The following is a 15,043-nucleotide window of genomic DNA, read 5'->3' as shown; positions in this document are numbered from 1 at the left end:
TATTGGAAATGAAACCTTGGTTCCAATGTTATGCATTAAATTAAAAGTATGAATCGAATATTAATTTTGTTTGCACATCCAAAATTTGAACAATCCAGAGCAAACAAAGCCCTGGTAAAAGTGGTAGAAAATAAAGAGGGGGTTACTTTTCATGACCTTTATGAGCGCTATCCTGATTTTAACATAGATATTACAAGTGAAAAAAAACTTTTGGCCGAACACGATGTTATTGTTTGGCACCATCCCTTTTATTGGTACAGTTGCCCCCCCTTGATGAAACAATGGATGGATGTGGTTCTGGAATTTGGATGGGCCTATGGAGCTAACGGCAAGGCGCTACAATCCAAAAAATGTTTAAATGTTATTACCACTGGTGGAACCAGGGCAGTTTACTGTTCAGAAGGTAGCAATAACTATTCTGTAAATGAATTTTTGCGACCCTTTGAACAGACCGCCAGACTCTGTAATATGATATATCTGCCACCATTTACGGTTATGGGAACCCATAACATGTCCGATCAAGAGCTGGAAGATTACACCTTGAAATACGAACAATTAATATTTGAATTACAGCAAAGCCTTCCTTTTGACAAGATCAAAAACTGTGAATTCTTAAATGACACTCCCCAACTAAATAAAATAACTTCTAAATGAGCGGTAGCATACTTTTTGCAGCAATTGTCTTTCTGACCGGTGCCATTATTTGTGTTCCCATAGCCAAAAAGTTCGGACTAAGTTCTGTTCTGGGCTACCTCTTGGCTGGAATATTAATAGGGCCTTATATTATGGGCTTTGTTGGCGATGAAGGTCAGGACATACTTCACTTTGCCGAATTTGGTGTGGTCATGATGCTTTTTCTAATAGGCCTTGAAATAGAACCAAAGAGTTTTTGGCAAATGAGAAAAACCATAATTGGCATGGGCGGAGCCCAGGTTCTGGGTACTATGATCGTTTCCTTCCTGTTATTTAACATGATTGGATTTGATTGGAAAGTTTCGCTTATCATATCCATGGCAGTATCCCTGTCCTCCACTGCCATAACCTTACAGACTATAAAGGAAAATGGATTGATGAATACTACCTACGGGGCTTCATCTTTTTCCATTCTTCTTTTTCAGGATATTATTGTTATTTTGATGTTGGCGGTAATCCCCTTACTAACGGATTCGGAAAAAACTGCAATTGCCGACGACCATTCGGATCATATCTATCTACTTGAAAATTTACCCCTAGGTTTTCAGGCTTTGGCCATTTTCCTGTCGGTAGTGACCGTTGTTCTTGCCGGTCGATATTTCTTTGTACCCATGTTGCGGCTGGTAGCCAAAACCAGACTTAGGGAGCTACTATCCGCTTCCGCCCTGCTCATCGTTATTGCCCTCGCCTATCTTATGGAATTGGTTGGACTTAGTCCGGCCTTGGGGGCTTTTCTAGGCGGAGTGGTATTGGCTACCAGCGAATTTAAACATGAACTGGAAAGTAATCTGGAACCCTTCAAAGGCCTGTTGTTGGGTTTGTTCTTTATGGCGGTCGGAGCCTCTATTAATTTTATTGTTATTGGGGACAACCCCTTAATGATTAGTGGGTTGGTAGTCGCCGTAATCGTTTTAAAGGCCCTAATCCTATTCTTGGTCGGAGCCATTTTTAAACTTAAGGCCGATCAAAGACTGCTCCTAACTATTGGGCTGGCCCAAATTGGGGAATTTGCTTTTGTACTACTTTCTTTCGCCTATCAATTGAATATTCTGGATAGGGTTGAATTGGATATGATGTTGGTGGTAACAGCACTTACCATGACCCTTACGCCCATACTGGGAATAATAAATGAGCGATTGATCCTACCGCGGGTAGGAACCAAAAAAGCGGAAACCAGACCAGTGGATCACATTGCCAAGACCCACAAAGTTATTTTGGTAGGTTTTGGCCATTTTGGAAGTACGGTTGGAAGGTTCCTCAGATCCTATGGCATTGAAGCCACTATATTGGATAACGATTCCAACCGGGTAGATCTTCTAAGGAAAATGGGGTTTGAAGTATACTATGGGGATGCCACTCGAATAGATCTATTGGAATCTGCAGGTATAGCAGAGGCCAAGATTCTAATATCGGCAATTGACAATAGCGATAACGTAATCCATTTAACGAAAATGGTGAAGGAGAAATATCCTAATGTGAAGTTGATGTTACGCGCAAAAAACAGATATGATGCGTACGATTTACTAAATATGGGTGTTGAAGATGTGTACAGAGAGTCTTTGGAAACCTCCGTTAAAATGGCAAGTGATGCTTTAAACCATTTAGGGTTTAGAAAATACACCATATACAGGCAAGCCCAGAAATTTATTCAATACGATGAGGAAAGCCTAAGACGATTGGCCAATAAACCCAAAACCAGGGAAGAGTATATTTTTAAGGCCAAAAAAGAAATGAAACAACAAGAAAAACAGTTGGAGGAAGATTTAAATAGGGGTATTATTGAATTTGACAATCATTGGGACAGTGAACAAATGCGAGAGGCCCATAATGCCCCTGAACATTAATTAGAAGATCATATTCCTTGTAAATACTTCAATACGCCTCTTTAATTCCATCTGGAATACACTGAAGTCGGTAATCAAATCGACAATTAACAATATTAGGTTAAGTTACCCATCTTGAATGGATTGTAAAAACTACATTTCCTAAAGAGATAATCCTATAGAAAATTTCCAAAATTGCATTTTAATATACGTCCAAGCCCGGACAGTACAGGATGCCTAAAAAACTCACTAAGCTTATCATTGTAGTATTGAATGGTCTATAGAAACATTAATAAAAAAGTTAAACCTAAGAATAACACTCAAAAGGAATGGCCTTGTAGTTTTGCCATCCTTTTACGAAATATTAAACAATTAACACAAAAATTGTAATCTTTCTTATGAATAACCTCAAATATTTTGTTAATTCTCTATTTTCGCCAATTTTCTATAATCATAACCAATAAGTTAATTTTCATAAATAACTAAACCATTAACCAAAATGAAAATAGGCATTTTAAAAGAAACCTTGGATGGAGAAAGACGCGTTGCCATTACGCCGAACATTGCCAAACAATTAATTGCCTCAGGATTTGAACTTCTTGTGGAGGAAGGTGCAGGAGAGTACTCTTCCTTTAAGGATTCAGATTATAAAAATGTTGAGGTAGCTGTTGAAAAACGAGCTGTCATTTTCCATGAAGCCGAGGTACTCCTAAAAATTAATCCGTTTGATAAAGAAGATTTAAAATTGGTGGACGAAGGGCAGATTTTGATCAGTAAATTGTATCATAAGTCGAACCCAGAACTAATCCAGGCCATTGCCAATAAAGGCGTTACTGCTTTTTCCATGGATGCCATTCCTAGGATATCAAGGGCCCAGGATATGGATGTATTGAGTTCTCAAAACAATCTGGCCGGCTATAAAGCTGTGATTTTGGGAGCCTTTGAGATGACTAAAATCTTTCCTTTGATGATGACATCGGCCGGAACCATTGCGCCAGCAAGGGTATTGATCTATGGTGTTGGCGTTGCAGGCTTACAAGCCATAGCGACTGCCAAAAGATTGGGAGCTATTGTAGAGGCCACAGATATAAGATCTGAAACCAAGGAGCAAGCGGAATCCCTTGGGGCCAAATTTATCTCGGTAGACAATGAGGGCGAGGAAACAGAAGGGGGTTATGCCAAGGAAGCCTCGGCAGATTACCAAAAAAGACAAAAAGAGGCGGTAAACAAATCCCTGTTCCAGGCAGACCTGGTTATTACAACAGCCAATATTCCCGGCAGAAAAGCACCAGTATTAATTACGGAAGAACAGGTAATGCAAATGAAAAATGGTGCTGTAATCATTGATTTGGCCGCTGCCCAAGGAGGAAACTGCGAAGTAAGTGAGATAAATAAGACCATCGTCAGAAATGGTGTTAAGGTCATTGGCACCAGTATTGATCCAAGAAGCGTATCCACAAATGCCAGTGATCTGTATGCAAAAAATATCTACAACTATATTAAACATTTAACCGAAGGGACCAATTTTAAATGGGATCTGGAGGAAGAAATTACGGATGAGACCCTGATTGTACAAAATGGAATTATTAGAAATAATTAAAAAATTAAACAATGAATGAGTTTTTGGAATTTATAGAGAACAACCTACAGATTACCTATATCCTTATCCTTGCCATATTTGTTGGGGTAGAGGTAATAAAGAGTATTCCTGCTGTTTTGCATACACCTTTAATGTCCGGGGCAAATGCCTTGAGCGGTGTTGTAATAGTGGGAGCTATTTTAGTGATGTTGCATGCAGATCCAACTGATTATGTAGCCTTGACCTTGGGATTCATTGCTGTTGTCTTGGGGGTCCTAAATGTGGTAGGTGGTTTTGCAGTTACCGATAGAATGTTACAAATGTTTAAAAGAAAAAAATAATGGGGATTTTATTGAATATCATATATCTGATTGCGACCGTAACATTTATAGTTGGCCTAAAAATGTTGGGCCACCCAGAAACGGCAAAAAAAGGTAACTCAATTGCGGCCGCCGGTATGGGATTGGCCATTTTAGGGACTGTTTTTGTTCATGAGCAACAAGTTTCACCTCTAATTTATATCCTTATTGGGGTGGCAATTCTCATAGGTTCCATTATTGGCTGGTTAATAGCCATAAAGGTAGAAATGACGAAAATGCCAGAATTGGTCTCCTTATTCAATGGTTTTGGAGGTGCAAGTGCAGCACTTATCGGGCTAGTGGAATACGGTAAAAATGTAAACTACGCAACCCAATCCACGACCATAGTTTCAGGAATAATAATCGGGGCCATTACTTTTTCCGGTAGTTTAATTGCCTGGGGCAAATTAAACGGCTCTTTAAAAAGTGTGGTAAGGATACCCTACTACAACATCATAAACAATATTACCATTATTGGAATTATCATTTTTGCGGCATTTATGGTCACCACCGGCGTAGATAGCCAGCTTGTGTTGTATACACTATTGGCTGCAGGCCTAATCTATGGAATTCTATTTGTGCTTCCCATTGGAGGCGCTGATATGCCAGTGGTAATCTCTTTATTAAATTCTTTGACAGGTATTGCCGCTGCCATAACAGGGATTTTGTATAATAATATGGTGATGCTCGTAGGGGGTATATTAGTAGGATCTGCTGGTATTATACTTACGGTGGCAATGTGCAAGGCCATGAACAGAACCTTGGGGTCGGTAATTTTTGGTGCTTTTGGGGGAGCAACTGCAACTGCAGGTGAGAATAAGGCTTTAGGGTCCATAAAGAGCACCACCGCCAGCGATGCTGCCATTATGATGAATTATGCGAACAATGTAGTCATTGTCCCTGGCTATGGCTTGGCAGTTGCACAGGCGCAACATGTAATTCATGAGCTGGAGGAGATGTTGACAAGAAAGGGGGTAAATGTGAAATATGCGATCCATCCCGTTGCAGGTCGTATGCCAGGACATATGAATGTATTATTGGCGGAATCCAATGTAGAATACAATATGCTGGTTGAAATGGAAGATATTAATCCCCAGTTTAGCAATACCGACATAGTACTGGTTGTTGGGGCGAATGATGTTGTTAACCCGGCAGCACATAACAATCCAGCAAGCCCCATTTACGGTATGCCAATTTTGGATGTGGAAAATGCCAAGCATATCATCGTAAACAAACGCAGTATGAACGCAGGTTATGCCGGGATTGAGAACGAATTGTTTTATAATTCCAAAACTTCCATGCTTTTCGGTGACGCAAAGGCGGCTTTGACAGATTTGGTGGCCGAAATGAAAAATATATAATAATGCTATTCAATATATAAGGCTGATTTTATAAGGAGGTATTATTGGTGATATTACGGCCCTATTTAGCTTCTAAAATATAATAGACACAGGGGCTCAGGTTTTGGGGCCGGGCCCCTGGTTCTCCATAGTCGTCCTTAGTCCTCCTTAGTATGAAAGCTGAAGCTCCGATCAAAAAGCACCATTGAAACCATTTGTTCCAATGGTCAACCTAATTGTAGCGTAATTGGTTACCACGGACTTGGAAAAATATAAATCACTCAAAAGAAATATGTCTACTCATGTTTTCCTCCACGGACATAAAAGATTCTACCCCTTTTATCCCGTCTATGGTTAAAATGGTATCCTGGTACACATCCCGATAATGCATACTATCCCTAGCGTGCATTTTAAGAAAAATATCATATTTACCAGTACTGTGGTGAATTTTAACTACCTCCGGCACCTTTCTCAAGGCCTCGATAACCTGTTTGTACATAAAACTTTCACGTAGATAAACCCCTAGAAAAATAGTCATTTTCCATCCTATCTTGCTGTAGTCAAGATCTAAGGTTGCACCCTTTATCAGCCCCAAATTTATCATTTTCTTGGTCCGGGCATGAACTGTACCAGGGGAAATACCTGCCTTTTTAGCCACCTCGGTATAGGGCATCTGGGCATTGTCTGCCAGCAAACTTAAAATTTTGAAATCCATTTCATCAATTCTATCTTTCATATTGTTCAATTTTAGATTATCCAGAACATTAAATATCTGTCACGTATATAACATCAGTTGTGAAATAATGTGTTTTATTCTGATAATTATAAGTTTCAGTAAATTTAATTCATCATTTAAGGAAAAACACTAATAATATGATAATAAAAAGATGTAAAAATAATTTTATGTCATTTTTCAGAAGTAGGATTTTTCATATTATTAAAAATCACTTTTTCATTTTTTTGTTCTTAGCGATGGCCTTTGAACAATGAATTCGAAAATCTAAAAAATCATCAAAAAAAATGATATAATATACTTATATGACATATAATATTTATTAAAACTGCCAATTCTTTAGTTTTAGATAAAAACAATCTCCTTTATTGAAATCTTTTGGCCAACTCCTAAGATCACTACCAACTAACTACAACTTCTTTTAAATATTGAATATTTGGAACCATTGCTTAACGGCAACTTGGATCAGGCTCTTTTACTAAATTATCGAATTTAACAACCTTCAACCCTGGGCTATTAAGTTTTCCAAAGGCTTCTCTATTATACGGCTCCATCAACCATATATTGACAATAATAAAAAAGGAACTTATTCTTTGACCTTCAGTAACGGTATAAAACCCGAAGCACTTTACCATAGAAATATACTCCTTATTATATATAGGTATACATTTCCCAATATTGATATAGTTGTAAATTAACATTAGCCGTATATAATAAAGGTTACCCCTTAACTCCAACTCCATTAATCATTCCAATATTAGTTTATCCTTCCTATATACCTTTTTGGATTTCAATTATACCCTTTCCGCATACGGACCAATGTCATTACACCTTTAAAGCAATTAGGATAATATAGCTCTATGCGCATACTTCGGCTCGCTTTGTGGTCCAGTCACTGAAAGCTACTCCTGTTGTGTTGTCTTTAATGGGACACTTAGAATCCCCATTATTGGATCCAATCTTAATATTATCACTTAAGACTCCCGAATAATAATAACCGTTATGGATGAAATCTAAGACCCACTACTATACAATACTTGTAAAAACATCCATTCAAGACCAGATAATATTGTTTTATCACTTTTTAGATCATAATAAACTTATTAGTCAGTTTTTTACAAAAATAACGATGAAAAATATTCAATAAAATCCTTTTAATGGTCGATTTTAATAAATTTAATTTACCATTTTGAAAAAAACACAAATAATATGGCAAGAAAAAGAATCAAATACTGATTTTAATTCATTTTGAACAAGAGGCTTTTTATCATAATGATAAAAATGAATTATTTGCAAAATTGATCATATTGACAGCTTTTATTCTTTCAAATTAAAAAAGCTGACATATCGTTAGAAAACGGACTATAAAATGGCTATATGTTTACTTTTTGACTTGTAACTGACTATAATACAGACTTTTAGAAAACCACCAAACTTTTATTTATCCTAATGTATCGTTAAATTTGTAAAGTCATTTAACAATAAATTTTGGTTGTTTTTTGATAGCTAAGTATCCGGAACTTTCCTTTTACCAGGTGTACAGTTGAATTTCCATGGCCATGGAAACGATTGGAATAGGTATGCCTAAAACATTGTTTACTAACTACCTTAAACTATTGTATATGAAGAAAGCTCTAATACTATCACTCGCACTATTCAGTATGCTAGCGATGAACGCCCAACAAATTACTGTATCTGGAATAGTTACAGATGAAGTCGGTACCCCCCTACCAGGCGTGAATGTAGTAATCAAGGGTACCACTAAAGGAAGTATATCGGATTTTGACGGAAATTTTTCCATTGACGCGGAATCCGACGCAGTTTTATTATTATCATCATTAGGTTACGCTAATAAGGAAATTCTAATAGGAGGAAGAACCAACATTACCGTAACCCTTCCCGAAGCTGCTGAAATGTTAACGGAAACTATAGTTATTGGCTCTAGAAGTAAAGGTAGGACCAAATTGGAAACTACTGCCCCCGTCGATGTTATAAGTATAAAGGAACAGGCTATTAATATGCCGCAAATGGACCTGGCGCAAATGCTGGTCGCCTCAGCACCTTCATTTAGTGCCTTTCGCTCCCAGGGTGGTGACCTTTCGTCTGCTGTTGATCCCCCCACCCTTCGTGGTCTAGCCCCGAACCAAATGTTGGTACTTGTAAATGGTAAGAGAAGACACACTTCAGCACTGTTGGCAGGTTCACAAACTGGATCAGCTGCAAATGCCACGGATATGAGCTTCATTGTCCCCGACGCCATTGACAGGGTCGAAATTTTAAGGGACGGTGCCTCGGCGCAATACGGTTCCGATGCCATTGCCGGTGTAATGAACGTTGTACTAAAAAAGGGTACTGGAGAGTTTACCGGAAATTTTACTGTGGGCGGATTCCCAAATTCCGCCCCAGATCTTAGCGGAACCGATGTAAGTGTAGAAAATCAGGCTTTGTTGAAAGACACAGAACCAGATGGTATCAATTATCAATTGGCAGGAAATTACGGGGTCTCTTTTGAAGAAGGTGGCTACTTAAACCTTACAGGACTTTACCGCCAAGCAGAAGCAACAGTTCGCCCCAATATAAGTAATGCTACTCCTTATGGAGATGCATACCTGAACAATGAGCGTACGGATGCCCAAGGGAATATTATCATAACCAACCCAGAACTGGTAGCGGCACAGGCTTCAGGCAATACAGCCCTTGCAGATGAACTTAGGACAGATGCCGGACTTTCGGATGCGAGAGGCCTTACTGCCAAGGATTTTTCCTCCTATGCAGGTACCGCGGCATCCAATCTAGGAGTCGTGGCCTACAATTTGGCATTTCCCATCAATGAGGATATCCAATTTTATTCTTTTGGTGATTTTGGATATAAATACACAGCTGGGTACAGCTGCTTTTACCGTAGAGCTGCACAAGCGGACCGAGCCAATTTTGACCTTTTCCCGAATGGATTTAGGCCCCAGATTGCCAGTACCCAGACCAACATAGCCTTTACAGGTGGAATTGATGGTACCCTGGGCGATTTCAATTTTGATTTCAGCAATACCTTCGGTAGAAACAAAATGAATTATGACATGTTCAATACCTTCAACGCAAGCCTACAATCCGCATCCCCTACAACAATGGATTTGGGAACACACAGCTTCTACCAGAACACAACCAATTTTGATGTATCAAAATATTTTGATGATGTACTATTAGGGCTTAACGTTGCTATAGGAGTAGAACTAAGGGTAGAAAACTACCAAATTGAGGCAGGTCAGCCAGAAAGTTACGCCATAGGCGATGCCGGGATATATACGGCAACTACTGATAACGAAGCGCTATTGGGTCCTGATGGTTTTCCCTTGGAAGATCTTAACTCCGAACCCATTGTAAATGCAGACGGCAGCCCAGTAGTTCTGCCTTATGGTGAGGCCAGTACCAACATAAATAAATTTTACAGCCCCAACTGTCAGTGCTTTAGAGGCTTTGCCCCTGAGAATGAGGCCAACGAATTTCGCTCGGTTACCGCTGCCTATTTGGATGCTGAACTTGATGTTACCGAAAAATGGCTATTGACGGGTGCCGTTCGTACTGAGAACTACTCAGATTTTGGAGATGTCTTTACTGGGAAAATAGCTACTAGATACTCCATCTTGGATAACTTTGCCTTGAGAGGGTCTTTGAGCACGGGCTTTAGAGCTCCATCCCTACAAGAATTGAATTATTCACACACCTTTACCTTCTTTGTAGGTCTTGATCCTTTTGATGGTACACTTTATCCAAATACAAGTAGTGCCGCAAGAGCCATCGGTATAGAGGCCCTAAAACAGGAACAGTCCACAAATTTAAGTATAGGTTTCACTACCCGTCTCTTCAACAAAATAGACCTAACAGTAGATGCCTATAAAATTGATATAAAAGACCGCATCTTTGAAACCGATAATTTTGATGCTAGCGAAGCTCCTGCATTGGCACCTATCATTGGTTCCGGATTGGCCAGTTTTAGAATAAATGGGGGCGACATAAGCACCAAAGGAGTTGAAATAGTGGCCAACTATAGAGAAAAAGTAGGTGAAGGCATGTTAGGCCTAACACTTTCAGGTGTATTCCGTGAAAACACTTTTGAAGGGGCAAGTGTTCCCGATCTTAATACCGTATTGTCCGATGAGGAATTGGAAACTAAATATGTAAACAGGTCTTCCATAGGTCAATTTGAAACAGGTACTCCAAACACCACCTTTATTGGTTCTGGAACCTATACTTGGGGCAAATGGTCAGGAATGCTAAGGGGATCCTATTTTGGGGAAGTAACCTCCTTAAGCAACAATTTCATAACTCTTAGTGATGGTTCTGAAGGCTATCCAGATCAAACCTTTTCAGCTCAGTTTGTTACAGATATAGGAGTTACCCACAACTTTACTGACAAGCTTGCATTAACTGTAGGGGGCAATAACATCTTTAATAAGTACCCAGATATTCTAAGGTCCGAACAAAGAGGCTTCTACCTATACTCCAACTATCAGCAAGGTTCTAACGGAGCATATTATTTCGCTAGGCTAACTTTTGGATTTTAATCTGTTAACGCTATAAAAATAAAAGATATGAAACATACATCTATAAAAATTATTAGTTTGCTATTTCTTGTTTTCTTCACTGCTTCCTGTGAGCAAGAAATGCCAGAAGCTGCATTAGAGGTCGCCGAAGGCGGAGGAACTTTACGCTATTATACTGCCTATACCATTGATGCTGCCGACCCAGGTGGATCCAATGTATATGGGCGAGTGGTTTTTTGGAAAGGCACCCTAGACAGAACACTTGTTCAGGTTTCGCTATATAACACCATTGAAGGCCAACAACATCCTGCACTTATTATAGAGGGTGCGGCAGGAGTAGGAACTACTACCCTGCTAACACTGGATACCGTTTCCGGAGATACGGGCGAGTTAAATGACAACAAGTTTTACGTCATAAGCGATACTTCTTTTTATGATGGGCTCCTAGATCTGGATGCGCACATCAACATTTACCTAAGCGAAACAGATAATACGGTAGTGGCCTCAGGAAATATAGGTGCCAATGCCGAACCAGTAGAAAGTAATTAAAAATTAAACTCATAAACTTAAATACGATAACATTATGAAAACATTAGACAGAAGATCATGGTTAAAAAAAGGAGCATTAACTGCTGCAGGAGCAATGGCTATGCCACATTTGAGTTTTGGGATCTCCGAGATGCCCAAAGCACCTTTAGCACTTGATGCCCAGGGAAATGCCATTTACACTCCATTTTTTAAGGAATTTTTACCGGACTATAGTCGTGAAATGCCGGTATTGGAAGCTAAATTAAATGCCAACGAAAATCCTTACGGACCATCCCCAAAAGCCATTTCGGCCTTACAAAATGTTGCCTTTAAAGGCAATCGTTATGCTTGGTACGAACTTTTTGACCTAATGGGCAAAATAGCTACGGAAGAAGGCGTAGACATCAAGAACATTATGATGGGGCCTGGATCATCCGATCTATTGGAAAAAACAGCCATGGTCCTTTTTGCGAACGGTGGTAATGTGGTATCCGCTGACCCTACTTATATGTCATTGATTCGTGTAGCAGAGGCCACAGGTGCTTCTTGGAAAGCCGTTCCCTGTAAGGCAGATTGGTCACATGACCTTAAAGCCATGGAAGCTGCCATTGACGCAGATACAAAATTGGTATACATCTGTAATCCCAACAATCCTACCGGGGCAATGACCGATAGTGCTGAATTGGTAGATTTCTGTTCAAGGGTATCCGAAAAAGTTCCCATTTTCGTGGATGAGGCCTATATGGGCTTTTTAGAGGATGGTGCCAAACAAAGTATGGTATCTCTAGTAAATGAAGGCAAGGACGTAATAATAGCCCGTACATTCTCAAAAATACACGGTATGGCCGGCCTAAGGGTAGGATATATCGTGGCACAGGAATCGACTCTGGCAAAACTTGAAAAAGTTACCCGCGGGGGTATGGGCATTGCATACACTTCCATATTTGCAGCTACGGCCAGTATGGATGATGTAGCCTTTCAGGACAAGTCCAGAAAGCTCAACGCTGCATGTAGAGAATATGTCTACCAAAGCTTGGATAAAATGGGCTTTGAATACATTCCGTCTTCCACAAGTTTCATAATCTTCCCTATTGAAATGGAAGGAAAGGCCTTCCTAGAGAAAATGACAGCCCAGAAAGTAGGTGTTCGCGCCTTCGAGATTATGGGTAAGAACTGGTGCCGCGTTAGTATGGGTACCATGGAGGAAATGAAGCTATTTACAAAAGCGTTGGAAAAAGTATTGGTTTAAGTTGAGTTTACCCACGGGTTGGATCAATAGGAGGGTCTTACAGATCTTTCTATGATCCAACTACTGTTGGGTTCTTTATTACGGAAACCCCCGAACGGAATAGTGAATTATTAAGAACTTATAATATGAATTATGCATTACAAAAAACATTAGAACTCCTACTGATCATAGGTCTGGGTCTGTTACTACAAAAAAAGGTAGCTAAGGATGACCTGAAAGGGATTAAGACCTTGATATTGAGCGTGGCATTGCCAGCTACAATTTTTGTGGCCTTATTAAAAATAGAACTCAAAGGGTCATTATTGGTTTTTCCCCTTATGGCTTTGGTATTTAATTTTATAATGGTCATAGCCACTAAGTACCTATTGGCACCTTCACTACCAAACAATGAAGGAGCTAAAAAAAGAACATTGACAATGCTCCTCCCCTCTTTGGCACCAGGACTTTCCTGTTTCCCCTTTATCATAGTCTACTTGGGGGATGAATATCTGGCCTTGGCCGCATTGGCCGACGTTGGCAACAAAATCTTTGTCCTTATCCTTTTGTATATGTTAGGGATGCACTGGTATCATGCAAGGGCCGTCAAAGATTTGGTTGCAACTACTTCCAGCAAGTTAAAAGGCCTGTTCCTTTCAATGCTGAATGAACCTATTAACCTGGTTATAATAGTAGCTATGGTACTTTTGGGGTTCGGACTAACCCTTAGCTCCTTTCCTGATTTCTTGGGGAACACCATAGTTAAAATGAGCTTGATTATGACACCTTTGGTGCTCCTTTTCATTGGTATGGCAGTACGTATAAAATTTAGGGAATTTGGCTTTATCTTTTCACTTTTGATGAGACGCGCCGGTATCACCTTTTTACTATCGGCTATTTTTGTTTTCCTGTTCCCTGCATTGGCCGCCCCAATGATTTTATTTATTGTGGTATTCCCACAGAGTGCCTGCAGCTTTTGGCCGTTTGCCCATATGAGTGCTGTAAGTACCTTGGAGGAAAAGGACGAACAGAAAAAGCCCACTTTCGATATTAACTTTGCCGTTAATATTTTGGCTTGTTCCATGCCGTTTTCCACCATTTTGATCATTAGTATTTTTTCTTTCAGCGAATTTTTCGTGAACCCAGTGGTACTAGTGGTTACAGGAATTATTATGGTAGCTGTCACCTACATTCCATATTTGATCACTAAATTAAAAAGAAGCGATAAAACCGAGGAGGTTGTTAATTACAATACCTTCTTTGGAATAAATACCAATGCACATTCATCTGAAAATCATTAATACTTCTAAATAAGTATTGATAGTTTTGCAAAAAATCAAAAGGCCCCTGAAATACTTTCAGGGGCCTTTTACTATTATTTAATTGAATCAGCTTACAGGATACTTCCCTTTTTACTGACTTCTAAAGGAATACGATATATAACTCCTTGCTCGAAAGTTCCTTTTGAAACTTTTTGAAAATCGATACTATTGCGAATATAGGTCTCCAATGCTTGGTTTTCCGTTTTAACACTTAGAACCCGCAAATAATCACCATTGTCCAATGCCACACGTACCTCGGCTTTTGCGCCACGAATTTCATCGGGAATAATATTGTCACTCAACAATTGGAAAATTTGGGTCGTAACTGCTTTCGCCGGTTTTGCTTCGCCTTTTTGGGGATCGGTAGCAAAAACTTGAACCACGTTCAACAGCATTGCAGCCATCAAGATAAATACTGACTTTTTCATATTTTAAGGATGTTTTAGATTTGTTTTTTTAACTAATTCTACTCAAACTTATTAAATATATCGCAATATAGGCCGGCTATATTATAGATTTAATAAATTTTAACATTACAAAATACGAATATGCAAAATATAAGCAAAAAGCTAACGAATCGTCAGGTTTTCTTAGGATTCTTATAGTGGGTAGACGTAAACTTTGAAGGGAAATATATGAAAAAGAAGGGTTTCAATGTATATTGAATCAATAATCAGAAATTAACTCAATGAGTTCCATAATCCTCTAGCAGGATCGTGGCCTATAAAAATCCGATACAGACTTGTGCCTATCCCGATTTTTTGTTTTCCACTGCTTAACCCCCTCGCTATGCTAATGGTATCCGTGCCAGGATTACCTCGCTGTGCTCGGTGATCATGTTTAGGGTTCGGTGCTCAAGATAATCCGACACAGGCTGACGCCTGTACGTCTTTTTTGTTTTTC

Annotated in this window: 11 protein-coding genes; 9 read left to right on the top strand and 2 right to left on the bottom strand. The window is 39.4% G+C overall.

Translation table 11 applies throughout. The features are described 5' to 3' along the window. The first annotated feature begins 48 nt into the window (after positions 1–48). The 5 genes from MWU82_RS12015 (at position 49) to MWU82_RS11995 (ending at position 5,815) form a co-directional block, all read left to right on the top strand. Positions 49–654: an NAD(P)H-dependent oxidoreductase gene (locus MWU82_RS12015; RefSeq protein WP_247096555.1), complete on the top strand. Its 606-nt coding sequence runs from the start codon at positions 49–51 to the stop codon at positions 652–654. Then, a complete protein-coding gene (locus tag MWU82_RS12010; protein ID WP_215948776.1) occupies positions 651–2,537 on the top strand; it encodes a monovalent cation:proton antiporter-2 (CPA2) family protein in 1,887 nt (628 codons plus the stop codon). The genes MWU82_RS12015 and MWU82_RS12010 overlap by 4 nt, the downstream gene beginning before the upstream one ends. 478 nt (positions 2,538–3,015) lie before the next feature. Next, positions 3,016–4,116 (top strand): Re/Si-specific NAD(P)(+) transhydrogenase subunit alpha, encoded by a 1,101-nt coding sequence (locus MWU82_RS12005; RefSeq protein ID WP_247096553.1) that lies wholly within the window; start codon positions 3,016–3,018, stop codon positions 4,114–4,116. Positions 4,117–4,127: 11 nt separating this feature from the next. Then, positions 4,128–4,436: an NAD(P) transhydrogenase subunit alpha gene (locus tag MWU82_RS12000; RefSeq protein WP_215948774.1), complete on the top strand. Its 309-nt coding sequence runs from the start codon at positions 4,128–4,130 to the stop codon at positions 4,434–4,436. After that, positions 4,436–5,815, top strand: a complete 1,380-nt coding sequence (locus MWU82_RS11995) for an NAD(P)(+) transhydrogenase (Re/Si-specific) subunit beta (protein ID WP_247096552.1) — start codon at positions 4,436–4,438, stop codon at positions 5,813–5,815. The genes MWU82_RS12000 and MWU82_RS11995 overlap by 1 nt, the downstream gene beginning before the upstream one ends. A 256-nt stretch (positions 5,816–6,071) precedes the next feature. Here MWU82_RS11995 and MWU82_RS11990 read toward each other — a convergent pair whose 3' ends face one another. After that, a complete protein-coding gene (locus MWU82_RS11990) occupies positions 6,072–6,530 on the bottom strand; it encodes an Lrp/AsnC family transcriptional regulator (protein ID WP_215948772.1) in 459 nt (152 codons plus the stop codon). Between the two features lie 1,619 nt (positions 6,531–8,149). On the opposite strand from MWU82_RS11990, the gene MWU82_RS11985 reads away from it, so the two are divergent. The 4 genes from MWU82_RS11985 to MWU82_RS11970 all read left to right on the top strand — a co-directional run bounded on the left by MWU82_RS11985 (position 8,150) and on the right by MWU82_RS11970 (position 14,119). Then, positions 8,150–11,086, top strand: a complete 2,937-nt coding sequence (locus tag MWU82_RS11985; RefSeq protein ID WP_247096551.1) for a TonB-dependent receptor — start codon at positions 8,150–8,152, stop codon at positions 11,084–11,086. A gap of 27 nt (positions 11,087–11,113) precedes the next feature. Further along, positions 11,114–11,614 carry a hypothetical protein gene (locus tag MWU82_RS11980; protein ID WP_247096550.1) on the top strand — a complete coding sequence of 167 codons (501 nt, stop codon included), beginning with the start codon at positions 11,114–11,116 and terminating at the stop codon, positions 11,612–11,614. Positions 11,615–11,648: 34 nt separating this feature from the next. Beyond that, positions 11,649–12,842: a histidinol-phosphate transaminase gene (locus MWU82_RS11975; RefSeq protein ID WP_215948769.1), complete on the top strand. Its 1,194-nt coding sequence runs from the start codon at positions 11,649–11,651 to the stop codon at positions 12,840–12,842. A 125-nt stretch (positions 12,843–12,967) separates the two neighbouring features. Next, on the top strand, positions 12,968–14,119 hold the full coding sequence (locus tag MWU82_RS11970) for a permease (RefSeq protein WP_215948768.1): 1,152 nt from the start codon (positions 12,968–12,970) through the stop codon (positions 14,117–14,119). A gap of 92 nt (positions 14,120–14,211) precedes the next feature. Here MWU82_RS11970 and MWU82_RS11965 read toward each other — a convergent pair whose 3' ends face one another. Continuing rightward, entirely contained in the window at positions 14,212–14,568 is a 357-nt protein-coding gene (locus tag MWU82_RS11965) for a hypothetical protein (RefSeq protein WP_247096549.1), read from the bottom strand. Positions 14,569–15,043: the final 475 nt, after the last annotated feature.

It is taken from the genome of Arenibacter sp. S6351L, assembly GCF_023016025.1.
Classification (GTDB): domain Bacteria; phylum Bacteroidota; class Bacteroidia; order Flavobacteriales; family Flavobacteriaceae; genus Arenibacter; species Arenibacter algicola_B.
The sequence above is the reverse complement of the archived record's forward strand: the minus strand, read 5'-3'. Positions and strand labels throughout refer to the sequence as shown.

Bases quoted from the DNA above. Each gene is read 5' to 3' on its own strand.
- MWU82_RS11980 (WP_247096550.1), top strand. From the start codon at position 11,114: ATGAAACATACATCTATAAAAATTATTAGTTTGCTATTTCTTGTTTTC.
- MWU82_RS12000 (WP_215948774.1), top strand. From the start codon at position 4,128: ATGAATGAGTTTTTGGAATTTATAGAGAACAACCTACAGATTACCTAT.
- MWU82_RS12015 (WP_247096555.1), top strand. From the start codon at position 49: ATGAATCGAATATTAATTTTGTTTGCACATCCAAAATTTGAACAATCC.
- MWU82_RS12005 (WP_247096553.1), top strand. From the start codon at position 3,016: ATGAAAATAGGCATTTTAAAAGAAACCTTGGATGGAGAAAGACGCGTT.
- MWU82_RS12010 (WP_215948776.1), top strand. From the start codon at position 651: ATGAGCGGTAGCATACTTTTTGCAGCAATTGTCTTTCTGACCGGTGCC.
- MWU82_RS11975 (WP_215948769.1), top strand. From the start codon at position 11,649: ATGAAAACATTAGACAGAAGATCATGGTTAAAAAAAGGAGCATTAACT.
- MWU82_RS11990 (WP_215948772.1), bottom strand. From the start codon at position 6,530: ATGAAAGATAGAATTGATGAAATGGATTTCAAAATTTTAAGTTTGCTG.
- MWU82_RS11995 (WP_247096552.1), top strand. From the start codon at position 4,436: ATGGGGATTTTATTGAATATCATATATCTGATTGCGACCGTAACATTT.
- MWU82_RS11985 (WP_247096551.1), top strand. From the start codon at position 8,150: ATGAAGAAAGCTCTAATACTATCACTCGCACTATTCAGTATGCTAGCG.
- MWU82_RS11965 (WP_247096549.1), bottom strand. From the start codon at position 14,568: ATGAAAAAGTCAGTATTTATCTTGATGGCTGCAATGCTGTTGAACGTG.
- MWU82_RS11970 (WP_215948768.1), top strand. From the start codon at position 12,968: ATGAATTATGCATTACAAAAAACATTAGAACTCCTACTGATCATAGGT.